Consider the following 16186-nt stretch of genomic DNA (forward strand, 5'->3'; position numbering starts at 1 on the left):
GGCCAACAAGGGTGACATCCTGCGCCCCCTTGCTAAAGGCGAAAGCAGAGTATTTCAGGGAGCATTGCATTGGACATTACCAAAACCGCATTGCCCGGTGTCCTGCTGCTAAAACCAGCGCGCTTTGGCGATGAACGCGGGTTTTTTTCTGAAAGCTGGAACCGCAAAACCCTTGCCTCCCGTGGGATCGAGATTGATTTCGTGCAGGACAATCACTCCCTCTCGTCCCAAACCGGCACGGTCCGCGGCCTTCACTTTCAAGCCCCGCCTTTCGCTCAGGACAAGCTGGTGCGCTGCGGGCGCGGGTGCCTGTTTGATGTGGCCGTGGACATCCGCAAAGGCAGCCCGACGTACGGCCATTGGGTTGGGTATGAGCTTAGCGCCGAAAACGGGCTACAACTGCTGGTGCCCCAAGGGTTCCTGCATGGCTTTGCCACGCGCGCAGCGGACACTGAGATCATCTACAAATGCTCAAACTATTATGACCAGCCGAGCGATGGCGCCGTGCGTTTTGATGACCCCGACATCGGCATCGACTGGGGCCTGAGCGGCCCCGCCGTCCTCTCCGCCAAAGACGATTCCGCGCCCCTGCTCAAGAATTTCGACAGTCCCTTCACGTGGGAGGGTGCCGCATGAAACTCCTGATCACTGGCGGCGCCGGGTTTATCGGCTCTGCAGTTGTCCGGCTGGCGGTGCAACGTGGCCATGAGGTGGTTAGTCTCGATGCGCTCACCTATGCCGGACGCCTTGAAAATGTCGCCGACGTGGCGGACAGCCCGCTTTACCGCTTTGAACACGCCGATATTCGCGACCGCGCCGCCCTCGGCCGCGTTTTTGAGACCCACAAACCCGACGCCGTGATGCATCTCGCCGCAGAGAGCCACGTTGACCGCTCCATCGACGGACCCGGTGATTTCATCGAAACCAACATCACCGGCACCTACAATATGCTCGAAGCGGCCCGCGCCCATTGGACTGCGATGAACTCGCCCGACACTTTCCGCTTTCATCACATTTCAACGGATGAGGTCTACGGCTCTTTGGGCGACGAAGGGCTGTTCACCGAAACCACCCCCTATGACCCGCGCTCACCCTATTCCGCCTCCAAGGCCAGTTCCGATCACCTCGTCCGCGCTTGGCATGAAACCTACGGCCTGCCGGTCGTGTTAACCAATTGCTCAAACAATTACGGCCCCTATCACTTCCCGGAAAAGCTCATCCCCAAGGTGATCCTGAACGCGCTTCAGGGTAAAGAATTGCCAATCTACGGTCAGGGGGTGAACGTGCGTGACTGGCTCTATGTCGAAGACCACGCCGATGCCCTTCTGCTGGCCGTGACCAAGGGCAAACCGGGCCGATCCTATAATGTCGGCGGCCACAACGAGAGACGCAACATCGACCTTGTCCGCTCTATTTGCGCCATTCTCGATGACAAGATGCCACGCGCAAGCGGGCCCTACAAAGATCTCATCACTTTTGTTACCGACCGCCCGGGCCATGATGCCCGCTATGCCATCGACCCCACACGCATCATGACCGAACTCGGCTGGAAACCCTCGGTTACCGTTGAACAGGGGCTTGAAAAGACAATCGATTGGTATCTTGCCAACGAAGCTTGGTGGCGCCCCCTGCTTGAAATTGATGGAGTCGGCAGCCGTGTCGGCACCGGTTAAGTGAGGGAACGATGACTCTCCTGATTTTCGGCCAAACCGGGCAAGTCGCCACAGAGCTTGCAAAGCAGGCCCCTGACGCCCATTTTCTCGGCCGCGCCGCTGCCGACCTGTCTGACCCCGCGGCCTGCGCCTCTGCCATTCTTGCCGCCGCCCCAAGCGCAGTGATCAATGCCGCCGCCTATACCGCCGTCGACAAGGCAGAAGAGGAAGAACCCCTCGCCACGACCATTAACGCCGACGCCCCCGCCGCAATGGCCCGCGCCTGCGCCGAACTGAACATCCCCTTCGTGCACATCAGTACGGACTATGTGTTCAATGGTGGCGGCACCGCTCCTTGGACGGCGAACGACAAAACCGGCCCGCTTGGCGCCTATGGCCGCTCCAAGCTCAAAGGCGAAGACGCCATTCTCGAAATTGGCGGGCGCTTTGCCATTCTGCGCACCAGCTGGGTTTTTTCCGCCCATGGCAGCAATTTCGTTAAAACCATGCTGCGCCTTTCTGAAACCCGTGATGCCCTAAGCGTGGTCAATGATCAGATCGGCGGCCCTACCCCCGCCGCATCTATCGCCGCCGCTTGCTTGACTATCGCAGAGCAACTGGCACAGTCCCCGGACAAATCGGGCACCTACCACTTCTCCGGCGCGCCTGACTGTAGCTGGAAGGATTTCGCCGAAGCGATCTTTGAGCACGCCGGGCGCAAGATGAACATCACCGGCATTCCCACCGTCGACTATCCCACCCCCGCCGCGCGTCCGCTCAATTCCCGACTGGATTGCTCCTGCCTTGAACAGACATTTAACATTCCGCGCCCGGATTGGCGCAACGGTCTTCGCACCGTACTTTCTGACCTGAAAGAGTTGAAAAAATGACCCAACGCAAAGGTATTATTCTCGCTGGCGGCTCTGGCTCCCGACTGTATCCGATCACGATGGGGCTCTCGAAACAGCTGCTCCCGATCTATGACAAACCGATGATCTACTACCCGATCTCGGTGCTTATGCTGGCCGGCATCCGCGAGATTGCGATGATCACGACACCGCAAGATCAGGAGCAATTCCAGCGCATGCTCGGCGATGGTTCGCAATGGGGGCTGTCGCTCACCTATATCACCCAACCCGCGCCCGATGGCTTGGCCCAGGCCTATATCCTCGCGGAGGATTTCCTTGATGGGGCGCCCTCGGCCATGGTGCTGGGCGATAACATCTTTTTCGGCCACGGGCTGCAGGACCTGCTGGCGGAAGCCGATGTGCAAACCACAGGCGGCACCGTTTTCGGCTATCACGTCGCCGATCCCGAACGCTATGGTGTGGTCAGCTTCGACGAGGATGGAAACGCCCGCAAGATCATCGAGAAGCCAGAGGTGCCGCCTTCAAACTACGCGGTCACCGGCCTCTATTTCCTCGACGCAAACGCGCCCGCGATGGCGAAGAAGGTCACACCGTCCGCACGGGGCGAGCTTGAAATCACCACGCTTCTGGAAATGTATCTCGACGCTGGCAAGCTGACGGTCAAGCGTATGGGGCGCGGCTATGCGTGGCTCGATACCGGCACGCATGGCTCCTTGCTTGATGCGGGCAACTTCGTGCGCACGTTGGAACGCCGCCAAGGCCTCCAGACGGGCTGCCTCGACGAAATCGCCTATGATCTGGGCTGGATCACGAAAGAAACGCTTTCAGAACGCGCCAAGATGTTCGCCAAGAACGAATACGGCCGCTATCTCAAAAGCCTGCTTGACTGACGCACCCGCCGCTTCATCTGACTGAAAATATCCCCGCCGGAGGCTCCTGACGGTTCCAATCGCGCTACGGGTTCGTAATCTGGGCCGCACGATCCCCCGAACGCGCACTCACCTGTCGCTTTCGGGGGTCGTTCACTCACTCTGCCGCATTGCGCCGTGGCAAAACCCAGTCCGGGCGCGGGAAATGACAGGTATAACCGTTGGGAATCCGCTCAAGATAGTCTTGATGCTCCGGCTCCGCTTCCCAGAAGTCGCCCACAGGTTCAACCTCGGTCACGACCTTGCCGGGCCAAATCCCCGATGCGTCCACATCGGCAATCGTATCCTCGGCCACAGCCTTCTGCGCATCCGAAACATAATAAATTGCCGAGCGATAGCTCATTCCACGGTCATTCCCCTGCCGGTTCGGCGTGGTCGGATCGTGAATTTGAAAAAAGAACTCCAGCAACTGGCGATAGCTGATTGTCGCGGGGTCAAATATAACCTCGATCGCTTCGGCATGGGTGCCGTGGTTGCGATAGGTGGCATTGGGCACATCACCGCCGGAATATCCAACCCGCGTCGATTTTATGCCCGGCATTTTGCGGATCAGATCCTGCATGCCCCAAAAACATCCCCCCGCCAGAACCGCGCGCTCGCTCATGTCACATCCTCCACCTGATCCAAATAGTCGCCATAGCCTTCTGCCTCCATGTCCTCCTTCGGAATAAAGCGCAGCGAGGCCGCATTGATACAATAGCGCAAACCGCCACGATCCTGTGGCCCATCGGGGAATACATGCCCCAAATGGCTGTCTCCGTGGGTCGAGCGCACTTCGGTGCGGATCATGCCATGGGTCGTATCGCGATGCTCCACCACATGAGCCGGCTCAATCGGTTTGGTAAAGCTGGGCCAGCCGCAGCCGCTTTCAAACTTGTCAGACGACGCAAACAGCGGCTCGCCCGACACGATATCCACATAGATCCCAGCCGCCTTGTTGTCGTTCAACTCTCCCGACCACGGGCGTTCGGTCCCGTTTTGTTGGGTCACGCGGTATTGCTCCGGGGTCAACCGGGCAATCGCATCTTCGGTCTTTGCGTATTTCACATCATCCCTCCTCGTCGGGTTCATGTCCATTATAGGAGGGCGCAGACGCCGGATTTCAACCCGTCTCAGCGTTTCGTGATCACGCTGCCGCGGCCTCGTCCCGGATAAACACCAATCGACCGCCTTCGCTTTGGTCGGGTTGAAAGGCATATCCGCCGGTGTTGAAGTCTTTGAGTGCCTCGGCGTCTTGCAATCGGTTTTGAATGACAAACCGTGCCATCGCACCGCGCGCCTTCTTGGCAAAAAAGCTGACGATCTTGGCCTCGCCGCCGCGCATTTCCTTGAACACGGGCGTCACCACGTCAAGTTGCAACACATCCCGGTCAACCGCGCCAAAATACTCCTCGCTGGCGCAGTTGATCAAAACACCAGTGCCCAGCACCTCGGCCTGCGCGTTCAGCGCCTCGGCAATGCGTGGCCCCCAGAATTCATAGAGGTTCTTGCCGCGCCGGTTCTTCAGCCGACTGCCCATTTCCATGCGATGCGGTTCAATCGCATCGGTCGGGCGCAACAGCCCATACATGCCCGAAAGGATGCGCAAATGCCCCGCCGCAAATGCCATTTCGTCAGCGTCGAGCGAGGCCGCTTCCAGCCCGGCATAGGTGTCTCCATCGAACATCAACGCCGCAGCGCCGCGTTCCATCTGCCCGAAATTGCGGTAGCGGTGATAGTTCAGCTTGGACAGATCTGCGCTGATCCCCATCAGCTTGCCAATGTCTTGTTGACTTAGCCCACGCGCGGTCGCGGCCAGTTTCTCGGCCTCGGCCTGAAACATCGGCTCGGTCAGGGCGATCTCCCCGCCCGGATTTTCATTCAGCCGCTTGGCTGGTGACACAACGATCAGCATATTCTCTCCTGTAGGGTGCGTGATTTCACGCACCTCCCAATCTATCCGTCTTCACGAAGGATTTCCAGAAACGCATCACCAAAACGTTCGGCTCGCCGGTCGCCCAGAATGCGCAGCATCGCGCCGCTGTCGCGCGGCTTCATCTCGGCCACCTTGGCCAAAAGCGACGCCGAACAACTCATCGGTTTCAACGTTCCCCCCTCGCCACGGGCAAGGTCGGCCTGTGCCTGCAACAGCCGGTCATAGACCGCCCCCGCATCGCGCCCGGCCAGCTTGCGGCGGCTCGGGTGGACCGGCTCGACCTCACCCGCAATGACTTGCAGAAAATCATCACCATAGCGTTCCAGCTTTTTCGCGCCGACACCCGAAATCCGCGCCATATCGTCCAGCGTTATGGGGCGTTTTTCGGCCATTTCGATCAGGCTGCGATCATTGAAAATGATATAGGCCGGAACCGCTTGTGCCTCGGCCAGCGCGCGGCGCTTGGCCTTGAGCGCCGAAAGCAGCGGCGCATCCTCTTCGGACACAAGGGTTTTCACCGCCACGCGTGTGGAGGGTTTGGCGATGCTATCCTTGCGTAGGGTAATGTCTTCTTCACCTCTCAGGATCGCATGCGCGGCCTCGGTCATCTTGAGGGCACCGTGACGCTCCGGGTCGGGACGGCACAGGTCATGCCCCATCATCTGCCGGAAAATCGCCTGCCATTGCGGGCGCGAATACTCTTTGCCAACACCAAAGGTCGGCAAATCGTCATGGCCGCGCGCGCGCACCTTTTCGGTCGCGTTGCCGATCAGAATGTCGATCAAATGCCCGGAGCCGAACCACTCCCCCGTGCGCAGCATCGCCGACAATCCCATGCGCACCGCCTGTGTGCCGTCAAAGGTCTCGACCGGGCGTTCACAGATGTCGCAATTACCGCAGGCCTCACAGGTATCACCAAAGTAGGCCAGCAGCGCCTTGCGCCGACACTCCAACGCCTCGGCCAAGCCCAACAGCGCGTTAAGCCGCCCGTGATCCGCCACCCGCCGCTCAGGCGGGGCTAGGCCCTCGTCAATCTGGCTGCGGCGCAGGCGGATGTCGTCAGGACCATAAAGCGTAAGCGTTTCAGCCGGGGCGCCATCACGCCCGGCGCGACCGATTTCCTGATAATAAGCCTCGATTGATTTGGGCAAATCGGCATGGGCGACCCAACGGATATCGGGTTTATCGACCCCCATGCCAAAGGCCACCGTTGCCACCACGATCAGCCCGTCCTCGGTGTTGAAGCGATGCTCGACATGGCGGCGGTCATCGGCCTCCATCCCGCCGTGATAGTGACAGGCGTTATGCCCACCCTCACGCAGCGCCTGTGCAAGCCCTTCGGTCTTGGCCCGTGTGCCGCAATAGACAATGCCCGACTGCCCCTTGCGGGCGGCGGCGAACTCAAGGATCTGTTTGCGCGGCCCGTTCTTGGCCGCAAATGCCAAGTTAATGTTGGGCCGATCGAACCCATGCAAAAACACCTCAGGCGTTTGCCCGTCAAACAGGCGCGTGACGATCTCTTCGCGGGTTTCGGCATCGGCAGTGGCGGTAAAGGCGGCAAGCGGCACATCAAGCGCGCGGCGCAATTCCCCGATGCGCAGGTAATCGGGGCGGAAGTCATGGCCCCACTGGCTGACGCAATGGGCCTCGTCCACGGCGATCAGGCCAACGCCGATCCGTCGCAGCATCCCCATTGCCGACCCTACCGCCAGCCGTTCGGGCGCGATAAAAAGCAAGCGCAAGCGCCCCGCGTCTAGCGCCTCCCAAACTGCGTCAGTTTCTTCCGGTGTATTGCCCGAGGTCAGCGCGCCGGCCTCAACCCCGACTTCGCGCAGGCTTCGCACCTGATCCCGCATCAGGGCGATCAGCGGTGAAATCACCACTGTCACCCCCTCGCGCATCAGCGCGGGAAGTTGAAAGCAAAGGGATTTCCCCCCGCCGGTGGGCATGATGGCCAACACGTTGCGCCCTTCGGCGACCGCGTCGACAATATCTTCCTGTCCGGGACGGAAGGCATCAAACCCGAAAACATCGCTCAAAAGCGTGGCAGCGCCTGGCATGTTGATCCTGTGATTTCTTTGTCTGCTCTTATCAAAGACAATCACATTTTAAGATAATGTGAACAAGGCCCGATCAGACCTGCAGGCGCCCCCGGCTTCAGCCAAAGAAGATTGTCGGCAGGATATAGTCGCGCAGCGAAATGATGATGATGAATGCAACCAGCGGCGCGAGATCAAGCGGGCGTGTATCGGGCAAAACCCGGCGGATCGGTTGATAGATCGGCTCAAGCAGTCTGTTCAGCCCGAACCAAAGCTGCGCCACAAATGGCTGATGCAAGTTCAGCACCTGAAAATTGATCAGCCAGCTCATCACGATATGCGCCAGCATGATAAAGAACGCGACGTTAAGGATAAGCTGCAAAGGCCCGTAGATTGCCATCATGTTGCGAGTTCCTTTTTGTGTTCCACCGCATGTTCGCCACGACAGGTAAGTGCAGCCACCACAAAGAGCAAGAGCCGCGCATTAATCCTTGCCAGTAAAACCTTAATTCTGTCTAACTGACCAAGCATATGGGGGATGGATCATGAGCGGAATTTCTGCGCGCAAGCGTATTTGGGGCTGGTGGTTTTTCGACTGGGCAAGCCAGCCATACAACACTTTGCTGCTCACCTTTATCTTTGGTCCCTATTTCGCCGAAACGGTGCGCGATATGCTGGTGGCCGAGGGCATGCCTCTGGGCGAGGCCAAAGCGCAGGCGCAGGCTTACTGGGGCTATGGGCTGACCGTGTCGGGGCTGTTCATTGCCTTTTTTGCGCCGGTCCTTGGCGCCTTTGCCGACAGCACCGGGCGGCGCATGCCGTGGGTCTGGTTCTTCTCCCTGCTCTATGTGCTTGGCTCGGCGATGCTCTGGTATACCGCCCCCGAAGAGTTCAGCGTGACGCGCACCCTTGTCTGGTTCGGCGTTGGCCTGATCGGGATGGAGTTCGCGACCATCTTTACCAACGCAATGCTGCCCACGCTGGGCGACAAACAAGAAATCGGCAAGGTCTCGGGCACAGGTTGGGCGTTCGGCTATATCGGTGGGGTGCTGGCGCTTGCCATTGTGCTCTTGCTGTTTCAAGCGGGCGGCAACGGGCTTACGATGCTGGGGATTTCGCCGGTGCTGGGGCTTGACCCGGCCACCGGTGCCGATACCCGCGCTGTTGGGCCGCTGACTGCGGTCTGGTATGCCGTCTTTATGATCCCCTTCTTCCTCTGGGTGCGGGATGTAAAAGATCAAAACCATGTGCCCTATAAGGTCGGCAAAGCCTTGAGTGATCTTGGCACCACGCTCAAAGGCCTGCCAAAACGGCCCAGTTTGCTGGCCTATCTCACCTCGTCGATGCTCTATCGTGATGCTTTGAACGGGGTTTACACCTTTGGCGGCATCTATGCCTCGGGCGTGTTGAACTGGCCCATCATGCAAATCGGGATTTTCGGCATCATTGGCGCGCTGACCGGGGCGCTGTTCGCGTGGATCGGCGGCAAGGCGGATCGCCGTTTCGGGCCGAAACCGGTGATCATCACCGCGATTCTCGTGCTGATCGCCACCTCGCTCGCAATCATCCTGATCTCGCGCGAGAGCGTGCTGTTCATCGCCGTCGGGCCCGAGTCAACGCTCCCCGACCTCGCCTTCTTTATCTGCGGCGGGTTTATCGGCGCCGCCGGCGGCGCACTGCAATCGGCCAGCCGCACCATGGTCGTCTGGCAATCCAACCCGGCCCGGATGACCGAAGCCTTTGGGCTCTATGCGCTTTCGGGCAAGGCCACGACCTTCCTTGCGCCGGCTCTGATCGCGATCGTATCGGATCTGAGCGGGAACCAGACGATCGGCATTATGCCCATCGCGGGGCTGTTTCTTCTCGGGCTGATCCTGTTACTATGGGTCAAACCAGAGGGAGATCGCACCAAATGGTCCGTTTCTTAGTCGCCGCGCTTTTAAGCCTTTCAATCGCCATCCCCGCCGCGCAACCGGTGCAAGCGGCTGACAAGCTGGCCAAGCAGCTCTTTGGCGCCAAGAAAGCACCCTCACGCCAAAAGCCCGCCCCGCTTGGCAGCTATGCCAAGGGCTGTCAGGCCGGCGCGGTGCAGCTTCCTGAAACCGGGCCGACATGGCAGGCGATGCGCCTGTCGCGCAACCGCAACTGGGGGCAACCCGAAACCATCGACTATATCCGCAAACTCTCGAGCTTTGCGGCGCGCCAACGCGGGTGGCAGGGGCTCTATATCGGCGATATTTCACAGCCGCGCGGCGGGCCGATGCTCACTGGGCATCGCAGCCACCAGATCGGACTTGATATCGACATCTGGATGCTACCGCCCAAACGGCTTGATCTAAGCCGGTCCCAGCGCGAGAAGATTTCGTCGATCTCGATGCGCCGCGCCAAGGGGGCTTATACCAACAAAAGCTGGACCAATCAGCACCGCGAGATCCTCAAAGCGGCGGCATCCGACAAACGTGTCGCACGGATTTTCATCTTTCCGGGGGCCAAGGTGGATATGTGCAAATGGGCCAAGGGCGACCGGCGCTGGCTGCGCAAGATCCGTCCATGGTGGGGGCATCATTATCATTTCCATGTCCGGCTGAAATGCCCACGGGGCATGCGCGGTTGCGTCAATCAGGCCGATCCGCCGCGCGGTGATGGCTGCAAAGAGGCACAGCAGTGGGTGAACAATATCATTAACCCTCCGCCGCCCGATCCGAATTACAAACCCAAGAAGCGGCGCGAATTCGTGCTTGCCGATCTGCCCCAGCAATGCGCACGCGTTTTGCGCTCGCGCTAGGCGCGGTCTGTGTCACGGGGTTCGCGCTGATCGGGCATGCCCGTCAGCCGGATCAGCGCGCCACCTATATCGGCTCTTACAGCTGGCAGGAAAATGACCCCGCATTTGGCGGGTTCTCCGGGCTTGAGATGTCTGCCGATGGCCGACGGTTCACCGCGATATCCGATCACGGGAGCCGCGTTGACGGCACGCTGGAGCGGCAGTCAGGCGCCATTACCGGCGTTCTGTCCGAGCCACTGTTTCCTCTAAACACACCACGAGATGCGGCCCTTCCGCCCCAGCACTCCGATGCCGAAGGGCTTGCCATTCGCGACGACGGGCAAAGTTTTGTCTCGTTTGAAGGGGCGCATCGCGTCTGGTCCTATCCCACAGCCAAGGCGAAAGCGTCCCCCCTGCCCCAGCACCCCGATTTCAAGCACCTGCAAAGCAACTCTGGCCTCGAAGCGCTCGCCATTGATGCGCGCGGGTGGCTTTATGCCGTGCCCGAACGCTCCGGCAAAATGACGCGGCCTTTTCCGGTTTATCGGCATCGCGACGGCGCGTGGGACCGCACACTTGCCATTCCGCGCCGTGGTCATTTCCTTCCGGTTGGAGCAGATTTCGGGCCGGACGGGCGGCTTTACCTGCTGGAGCGCGACTTTGCGATGATCGGGTTTCGCAGTCGTGTGCGCAGTTTTGTGATCTCGGGCGACACGCTAACCGATGAACGTGAACACATCGTTACCTGCACGGCCCACCACGATAACCTCGAAGGGCTCGCCGTGTGGCGCGACACCGAAAACCGCATCCGGCTCACCATGATTTCGGACGATAATTTCCGCGCCTTCCAGCGCACCGAATTCGTCGAGTATGCCCTGCCCGCGCCCCTTGCCAAGACCGAGTAGCCACAGTATACGCCGCGCGTTCCCCATGATGGGGGCCATGTCTCCGCTACCATGTCAAAACGGACTAAAACCTATGCAAAAACACCACCTTCCCGGCATTCTTGCCATGGCCGCCATTGTTGTGGCCTCGAATATTCTCGTTCAATTCCTGCTGCTTGACGGGCTTCTGACCTGGGGCGCGTTCACCTATCCGCTGGCCTTTCTGGTCACCGATGTGATGAACCGCGTCTATGGCACGGGCCCGGCACGGCGGGTTGTGCTGGCCGGTTTTGTCACCGGCGTGATCTGTTCGCTGATCGGTTCGCAGGTCATGTTGCAGGGCGATGGCTATACCTTTGCCGCAGTGCCGCTGCGGGTTGCCGTGGCCTCTGGAATTGCGTTTCTAATCGCGCAACTCACTGATATTGCAGTGTTTGACCGCTTTCGCGGCGGGCAGTGGTGGCGCGCGCCGCTGGTGTCGACGCTGGTTGGCTCCGCACTGGATACGGCGCTGTTCTTTACCATCGCATTTTCGGCCAGCATCACGCTGTTCGGCGCCGAGGCCGACGGGGCGATCAACTGGGCGTGGGGGGCCACACCCTTCCTGACCATGGGGCCCGAGGCGCCGCTCTGGGTGTCGCTCGCTTTTGCCGACTGGATGGTGAAACTTGCCATCGCTTTAATCGCTCTTGTGCCATTCCGCATCATCGTGGGGTCTTTGACGGCCCGCACCACATGATTTTGTTTGACATATGATCCGGCTGTGGCAGGCTGGACTTAGTTGAAACAATGAAAGGAGGTGCTCTTGTGTCTAATGGGATCATGGAGAAATGCGTCGGAACAGTTTGGGAGACACGGACCTGAGGCAGCCCTCGGGTTTGAAAGACCCCAAATTGGTGTGACCTAACCGAAGCACCTCCTTAAATCTCGAAGGGCCGTTTCCAATGCGAAACGGCCCTTTTCGTTCGCGGCGCACGCTGTGTTAAGATTTGGCCGGATAGGCCGGAATGAGGGGGTGACATCCGGCTGCCCCCCGGCTGACATCCGGCTGACATTGGAATCGGACTTATGCCGTTAAGAATTACGGACGAAATATTAATCGAAGACTGGGAGCTGACAGAAAGCTTCACCCGGTCGAGCGGCCCGGGCGGGCAGAACGTGAACAAAGTGTCCACGGCGGTCGAGCTGCGCTTTGAGGCCGACCGCTCGCCGTCGCTCCCCGGTCCGGTCAAATCCCGGCTGCGCCGGTTGGCGGGGCGGCGCTGGACCAAGGAGGGGGCGCTGGTGATCTTCGCCGAGGAAACCCGCAGCCAAGCCCGCAACCGCGAGATCGCGCGGGAACGGTTGGTGGAGTTGATCCGAAAGGCGTTGGTGAAGCCTAAGTTTCGCGTGAAGACAAAACCGACGAAAGGGTCAAAGGAGCGGCGGTTGAAGGCGAAGAAGGTGCGGGGGAGGTGAAACGCCTCAGGCCCCCGATCAAACCGGCTAAGTATCGCTCGCAGTTAAGAGAGTTTCCACCCTCTCCAGATTTACGTCCAATGCGGACTGAAGACACAACAGACAGCCGAGCAAAGAAGTACTGTCACCGACGTCTGCCCTTCTGTGCAACAGAACCTCAACAGCCTTTCTCAGGTCCTCGGCGTCGTCTACCCGAAATTCCACGCCCGTGTCTGGTGACCCTGTGGCAGTCAGGTATTTCTCAACTTCACTGCTGTCGGGTTCCAACTGATCCACCGACCAATTCAATTTAGCCAAAACCGCAAACTCGGGCTTCCCCCCGCGACGCGGGATCCGAAAACAACCCAAGTGGATAATATCAACCCAATCCAACGGCATGGTAATTTTCAACTTAATGTTGTTGCCCCACTCCTCGACCAGCTCTCGTCGAATTGCACGCTCAACGAATGTCTTGATGCTATCGCCTTCAGCGTAGTCTTCCCAATCCGCCGACCCCGACGCCAAGGGCATCCGCTTTCCCGCCCCTTGCAACGCGCTTTTGGATTGAGTGCACACGACGAGGTAGTTGTCCTTGGTAATCCCCAAGAGGCTTACGCCGACTTGGTTTGTCATGGGGGCGGCCCGCAGACAGCGGATTCAACGTCGCCGACGCACCGTCCAGATTAAACGGAACACGGGTGGCTGCGCGGTTCACAACAGTTTTTACGCCGCCTTCCTTCTCGGAAAAGTCGCTAAGTGATGCTTCGCCAGCACAAAGGGTTGAATAGTAGTTTGTTTTGAAAATTTGGATGTTCTGCATCTCGACAGAGAAATCAGTAAGTATTCCAACTTTGTTTTCGTTTATCAGGGGCTTCTTGAGAAACTGTCCCAGTGTTTTCTGAAAACCGTAAGCTTTGAACAAACGGGCGTCGGCGCGAATACGACCAACCACCGAGTCTTGCCGCGCATTCGATTCATCGACGACAATCGGGCAATCCCAATCATCCTGCTGGAAGGCTTTTGTGTTTATCTCATCAGAAATATGCACCGCCCCATCAAACCCATCTGGGGGCCGCACGTTTCTGAACCCTTCGCGCGCGTCTTTCGGCGCGGGGTCAAGAAATTGAGAACGAATTGACAGGTCGTTATTGACCGAAATTTCCAGAGCGCGCACCCGGTTCGCGCCGCTATTGGACATCACAAATTTGACGAAAAACCCCGCCACCCCGATGAGGAAAGCCCAATACGGGCTTATTGACCAGACGCGCGGCCCAAAGATCGCGGTCGCCAATGTCGTTACGATCCAAATTGCATAAACAGCCAAAGTCAGTTTCGGCCGTTTGCTCAGGGTGATCACAAAGAAATTGAAATAGTCCTTAATCGACCTGAGTTGCCTGAAAGGTGGCCCAAGGAATAGCTTTTGTAATGTCATCGTTGCAATTCCCCCTAAACCACAACCTCCACCTTCTCCTGCTCCCCAACCCCGAACACCCGCTTATAGCGCGCAATCTCGCTCGCTGGTCCCATCGCCTTGTTCGGGTTGTCCGAGAGTTTCACCGTCGGGTTGCCGTTGGCCGAGACCGCCTTGCAGACCAGCGAGAACGGCGAGAGCGCGTCATCCGGCGTCAAACCACGGAAATCATTGGTGAGCAGCGTGCCCCAGCCGAAGCTGATCTTGGCGCGGCCCTTGAATTGCTCATGCAGGGTTTTGATCTTGTCCACGTCCAGCCCGTCGGAAAAGATAATCAGCTTTTCGCGCGGGTCTTCGCCGCGTGATTGCCACCAGTTGATGGCGATTTCGGCGGCGGTGGCGGGGTCGCCGCTGTCGATGCGGATGCCGGTCCATTGGGTGAGCCAGTCGGGCGCGTTATCAAGGAACCCTTGGGTGCCGTAGGTGTCAGGCAAGATGATGCGCAGGTTGCCCTCGTGATCGGCGTGCCAATCGGAGAGCACGTCATAGGGGGCCTGTGCCAGCGCGGCGTCATCGGGCGCGAGGGCGGAATAGACCATGGGCAGCTCGTGTGCGTTGGTGCCGATCGCTTCGATATCGCGTTTCATGGCGATGTGGCAATTCGAGGTGCCGACGAATTTATCGCCCAAGCCTTCGATCATCGCCTGCACGCAACGGTCCTGCCAGAGATAGGAGTGCCGCCGACGGGTGCCGAAGTCAGCGATTTTGAGGCCGTCGAGCGGGCGCAGCGCCTCGACCTTTTCCCAAAGCTTGGTCATGGCGCGGGCATAGAGCACCTGCAGCTCGAAGCGGCCCATATCATCCAGCACGGCGCGGCCGCGTAGCTCCATCAACACCGCCAAAGCGGGGATTTCCCAGAGCATGACCTCGTGCCATTTGCCCTCGAACGTCAGCTCATATTGGCCGTCGCGTTTTTCGAGGTGGTAGTCGGGCAGGCGCAGCCCTTCGAACCACTCCATGAAATCGGGGCGGAACATCGAGCGTTTGCCGTAAAACATATTGCCACGCAGAAAGGTCGATTCCCCGCGAGAGAGCGAGAGGGAGCGGATGTGGTCAAGCTGTTCGCGCAGCTCGCCCTCGTCGATCAGCTCGGCAAGGCGGATGTCTTTGCTGCGGTTGATCAGCGAAAAGGTCACCTGAGTGTCGGGTTTATTGTGGAACACCGACTGGCACATCAGGAGTTTGTAGAAGTCATTGTCGATCAGCGACCGCACGATCGGGTCGATTTTCCATTTGTGGTTCCACACACGGTTCGCAATATCCAATGGCTCGGCCCTTTCCTGCGGTTGCGAGAGTCGTTTTACGCCATATCGCGGCGGCCCACCAACCCGAAATCAGGCGCGGCGCGGCTGATCGCCGGTCTGTCGGAGGGAGGGGGCCAGATTGACAAGCAATGTCAGCAGTTCCCTCTTGCGAAACGGCTTGGCCATAAAGCCTTCCATCCCGGCCTCGAAACACGCCTCCTTGTCGCTGGCAAAGGCGTTGGCGGTGAGCGCGATGATGCGCGGTTGCGGGCCATTGCGGGCACGAATCGCGCGCGTCGCGCTGAGCCCGTCCATGCGCGGCATCGACATATCCATCAGCACGAAATCAGGCGCGTCGCGGGCAACGGCCTCGACCGCCTCCTCTCCGTTCTGGGCATAGCTGAGCGTGATCGGCAGATCAGCGAGGAACTTGCCAAGGATCATGCGGTTGGTCGCATTGTCGTCGGTCACGAGGACATGCATCCCGCCGAGCACTGCGGTCTTGGGCAGGACCGGTTCGTTTGATTTCACCGCGCTGGCGATGGGTTCGACCACCACCGTGACGACAAAGGACGAGCCCTGCCCGACGGTCGAGCTGATCGCGATGTCGCCGCCCATCGCCCGCGCCAGCAGGCGCGAGATCGGCAGGCCAAGCCCGGTACCACCAAATTGCCGGGTGGTGGCGTTGTCGGCCTGTCCGAACTCTTCAAAGACGCGTTCAAACCTGTCGGCGGGGATGCCAATGCCGGTATCCTGCACAGCTATCGCGAGGTTGATCGTTGCGTCGGCGCCGGGTTGGGCTTCGGCCTCGTCACCGGGCGTATTCTCGGCATCGGGCACGACGGGGGGCGCGTCGATCTTGACGCTGACGCCGCCGGTCTTGGTGAACTTGATCGCATTGCCGATGATATTGAAAAGGATCTGACGTAGGCGCACATCATCGCCAAAGACCCGCTCGGGCACCTCCGCCTCCACTTCCATC

17 protein-coding genes are annotated in these 16186 nt (G+C 59.3%); 9 read left to right on the forward strand and 8 right to left on the reverse strand.

The features are described 5' to 3' along the window. Nucleotides 1-69: 69 nt before the first annotated feature. From rfbC to rfbA, 4 genes are read left to right on the forward strand one after another with little or no spacing between them, the layout of a single operon-like run. On the forward strand, nucleotides 70-636 hold the full coding sequence (rfbC, locus tag N4R57_17995; GenBank protein UYV36855.1) for a dTDP-4-dehydrorhamnose 3,5-epimerase: 567 nt from the start codon (nucleotides 70-72) through the stop codon (nucleotides 634-636). Continuing rightward, on the forward strand, nucleotides 633-1673 hold the full coding sequence (rfbB, locus tag N4R57_18000; GenBank protein UYV36856.1) for a dTDP-glucose 4,6-dehydratase: 1041 nt from the start codon (nucleotides 633-635) through the stop codon (nucleotides 1671-1673). The genes rfbC and rfbB overlap by 4 nt, the downstream gene beginning before the upstream one ends. 11 nt (nucleotides 1674-1684) lie before the next feature. Beyond that, nucleotides 1685-2542: a dTDP-4-dehydrorhamnose reductase gene (gene rfbD / locus N4R57_18005; protein UYV36857.1), complete on the forward strand. Its 858-nt coding sequence runs from the start codon at nucleotides 1685-1687 to the stop codon at nucleotides 2540-2542. Next, a complete protein-coding gene (gene rfbA / locus N4R57_18010) occupies nucleotides 2539-3411 on the forward strand; it encodes a glucose-1-phosphate thymidylyltransferase RfbA (protein ID UYV36858.1) in 873 nt (290 codons plus the stop codon). Before rfbD ends, rfbA begins: the two co-directional genes overlap by 4 nt. A 136-nt stretch (nucleotides 3412-3547) precedes the next feature. Here the strand turns inward: rfbA and msrA are convergent, their stop codons facing one another. The 5 genes from msrA to N4R57_18035 all read right to left on the reverse strand — a co-directional run bounded on the left by msrA (nucleotide 3548) and on the right by N4R57_18035 (nucleotide 7807). Continuing rightward, nucleotides 3548-4054, reverse strand: coding sequence for a peptide-methionine (S)-S-oxide reductase MsrA (gene msrA, locus N4R57_18015; protein ID UYV36859.1), 507 nt, complete (start codon nucleotides 4052-4054; stop codon nucleotides 3548-3550). Next, on the reverse strand, nucleotides 4051-4497 hold the full coding sequence (msrB, locus tag N4R57_18020) for a peptide-methionine (R)-S-oxide reductase MsrB (GenBank protein ID UYV36860.1): 447 nt from the start codon (nucleotides 4495-4497) through the stop codon (nucleotides 4051-4053). Before msrB ends, msrA begins: the two co-directional genes overlap by 4 nt. 79 nt (nucleotides 4498-4576) lie before the next feature. Continuing rightward, a complete protein-coding gene (gene yaaA / locus N4R57_18025; protein UYV36861.1) occupies nucleotides 4577-5344 on the reverse strand; it encodes a peroxide stress protein YaaA in 768 nt (255 codons plus the stop codon). A 41-nt stretch (nucleotides 5345-5385) separates the two neighbouring features. Beyond that, the gene (gene recQ, locus N4R57_18030; protein UYV36862.1) at nucleotides 5386-7425 is read right to left on the reverse strand and encodes a DNA helicase RecQ; all 2040 of its coding nucleotides are present in this window, start codon (nucleotides 7423-7425) and stop codon (nucleotides 5386-5388) included. Between the two features lie 97 nt (nucleotides 7426-7522). Continuing rightward, nucleotides 7523-7807, reverse strand: a complete 285-nt coding sequence (locus tag N4R57_18035; protein ID UYV36863.1) for a YggT family protein — start codon at nucleotides 7805-7807, stop codon at nucleotides 7523-7525. Nucleotides 7808-7949: 142 nt separating this feature from the next. Between N4R57_18035 and N4R57_18040 the strand changes: the two genes are divergently transcribed. The 5 genes from N4R57_18040 (at nucleotide 7950) to arfB (ending at nucleotide 12510) form a co-directional block, all read left to right on the forward strand. Next, a complete protein-coding gene (locus tag N4R57_18040) occupies nucleotides 7950-9332 on the forward strand; it encodes an MFS transporter (protein UYV36864.1) in 1383 nt (460 codons plus the stop codon). Further along, nucleotides 9317-10189, forward strand: a complete 873-nt coding sequence (gene mepA / locus N4R57_18045) for a penicillin-insensitive murein endopeptidase (GenBank protein ID UYV36865.1) — start codon at nucleotides 9317-9319, stop codon at nucleotides 10187-10189. Before N4R57_18040 ends, mepA begins: the two co-directional genes overlap by 16 nt. Then, nucleotides 10162-11073, forward strand: a complete 912-nt coding sequence (locus tag N4R57_18050; protein ID UYV36866.1) for an esterase-like activity of phytase family protein — start codon at nucleotides 10162-10164, stop codon at nucleotides 11071-11073. The genes mepA and N4R57_18050 overlap by 28 nt, the downstream gene beginning before the upstream one ends. A 73-nt stretch (nucleotides 11074-11146) precedes the next feature. Further along, on the forward strand, nucleotides 11147-11791 hold the full coding sequence (locus tag N4R57_18055; protein UYV36867.1) for a queuosine precursor transporter: 645 nt from the start codon (nucleotides 11147-11149) through the stop codon (nucleotides 11789-11791). 329 nt (nucleotides 11792-12120) lie between these two features. After that, entirely contained in the window at nucleotides 12121-12510 is a 390-nt protein-coding gene (gene arfB, locus N4R57_18060) for an alternative ribosome rescue aminoacyl-tRNA hydrolase ArfB (GenBank protein ID UYV36868.1), read from the forward strand. 466 nt (nucleotides 12511-12976) lie between these two features. Here the strand turns inward: arfB and N4R57_18065 are convergent, their stop codons facing one another. From N4R57_18065 to N4R57_18075, 3 genes are all read right to left on the reverse strand, one after another. Further along, a complete protein-coding gene (locus N4R57_18065; protein UYV36869.1) occupies nucleotides 12977-13921 on the reverse strand; it encodes a hypothetical protein in 945 nt (314 codons plus the stop codon). Nucleotides 13922-13935: 14 nt separating this feature from the next. Next, the gene (pncB, locus tag N4R57_18070) at nucleotides 13936-15225 is read right to left on the reverse strand and encodes a nicotinate phosphoribosyltransferase (GenBank protein ID UYV36870.1); all 1290 of its coding nucleotides are present in this window, start codon (nucleotides 15223-15225) and stop codon (nucleotides 13936-13938) included. Between the two features lie 69 nt (nucleotides 15226-15294). Further along, nucleotides 15295-16185: an ATP-binding protein gene (locus N4R57_18075; GenBank protein ID UYV36871.1), complete on the reverse strand. Its 891-nt coding sequence runs from the start codon at nucleotides 16183-16185 to the stop codon at nucleotides 15295-15297. Between the last annotated feature and the right edge of the window lies 1 nt (nucleotide 16186).

The sequence above is a fragment of the Rhodobacteraceae bacterium D3-12 genome (genome assembly GCA_025916135.1).
Lineage (GTDB): Bacteria > Pseudomonadota > Alphaproteobacteria > Rhodobacterales > Rhodobacteraceae > JAKGBX01.

Coding starts and splice junctions, on each gene's coding strand:
- N4R57_18035 (UYV36863.1), bottom strand. CDS start 7,807: ATGATGGCAATCTACGGGCCTTTGCAGCTTATCCTTAACGTCGCGTTC.
- arfB (UYV36868.1), top strand. CDS start 12,121: ATGCCGTTAAGAATTACGGACGAAATATTAATCGAAGACTGGGAGCTG.
- rfbB (UYV36856.1), top strand. CDS start 633: ATGAAACTCCTGATCACTGGCGGCGCCGGGTTTATCGGCTCTGCAGTT.
- yaaA (UYV36861.1), bottom strand. CDS start 5,344: ATGCTGATCGTTGTGTCACCAGCCAAGCGGCTGAATGAAAATCCGGGC.
- N4R57_18075 (UYV36871.1), bottom strand. CDS start 16,185: ATGGAAGTGGAGGCGGAGGTGCCCGAGCGGGTCTTTGGCGATGATGTG.
- mepA (UYV36865.1), top strand. CDS start 9,317: ATGGTCCGTTTCTTAGTCGCCGCGCTTTTAAGCCTTTCAATCGCCATC.
- N4R57_18050 (UYV36866.1), top strand. CDS start 10,162: ATGCGCACGCGTTTTGCGCTCGCGCTAGGCGCGGTCTGTGTCACGGGG.
- msrA (UYV36859.1), bottom strand. CDS start 4,054: ATGAGCGAGCGCGCGGTTCTGGCGGGGGGATGTTTTTGGGGCATGCAG.
- N4R57_18040 (UYV36864.1), top strand. CDS start 7,950: ATGAGCGGAATTTCTGCGCGCAAGCGTATTTGGGGCTGGTGGTTTTTC.
- rfbA (UYV36858.1), top strand. CDS start 2,539: ATGACCCAACGCAAAGGTATTATTCTCGCTGGCGGCTCTGGCTCCCGA.
- N4R57_18065 (UYV36869.1), bottom strand. CDS start 13,921: ATGACATTACAAAAGCTATTCCTTGGGCCACCTTTCAGGCAACTCAGG.
- N4R57_18055 (UYV36867.1), top strand. CDS start 11,147: ATGCAAAAACACCACCTTCCCGGCATTCTTGCCATGGCCGCCATTGTT.
- rfbD (UYV36857.1), top strand. CDS start 1,685: ATGACTCTCCTGATTTTCGGCCAAACCGGGCAAGTCGCCACAGAGCTT.
- recQ (UYV36862.1), bottom strand. CDS start 7,425: ATGCCAGGCGCTGCCACGCTTTTGAGCGATGTTTTCGGGTTTGATGCC.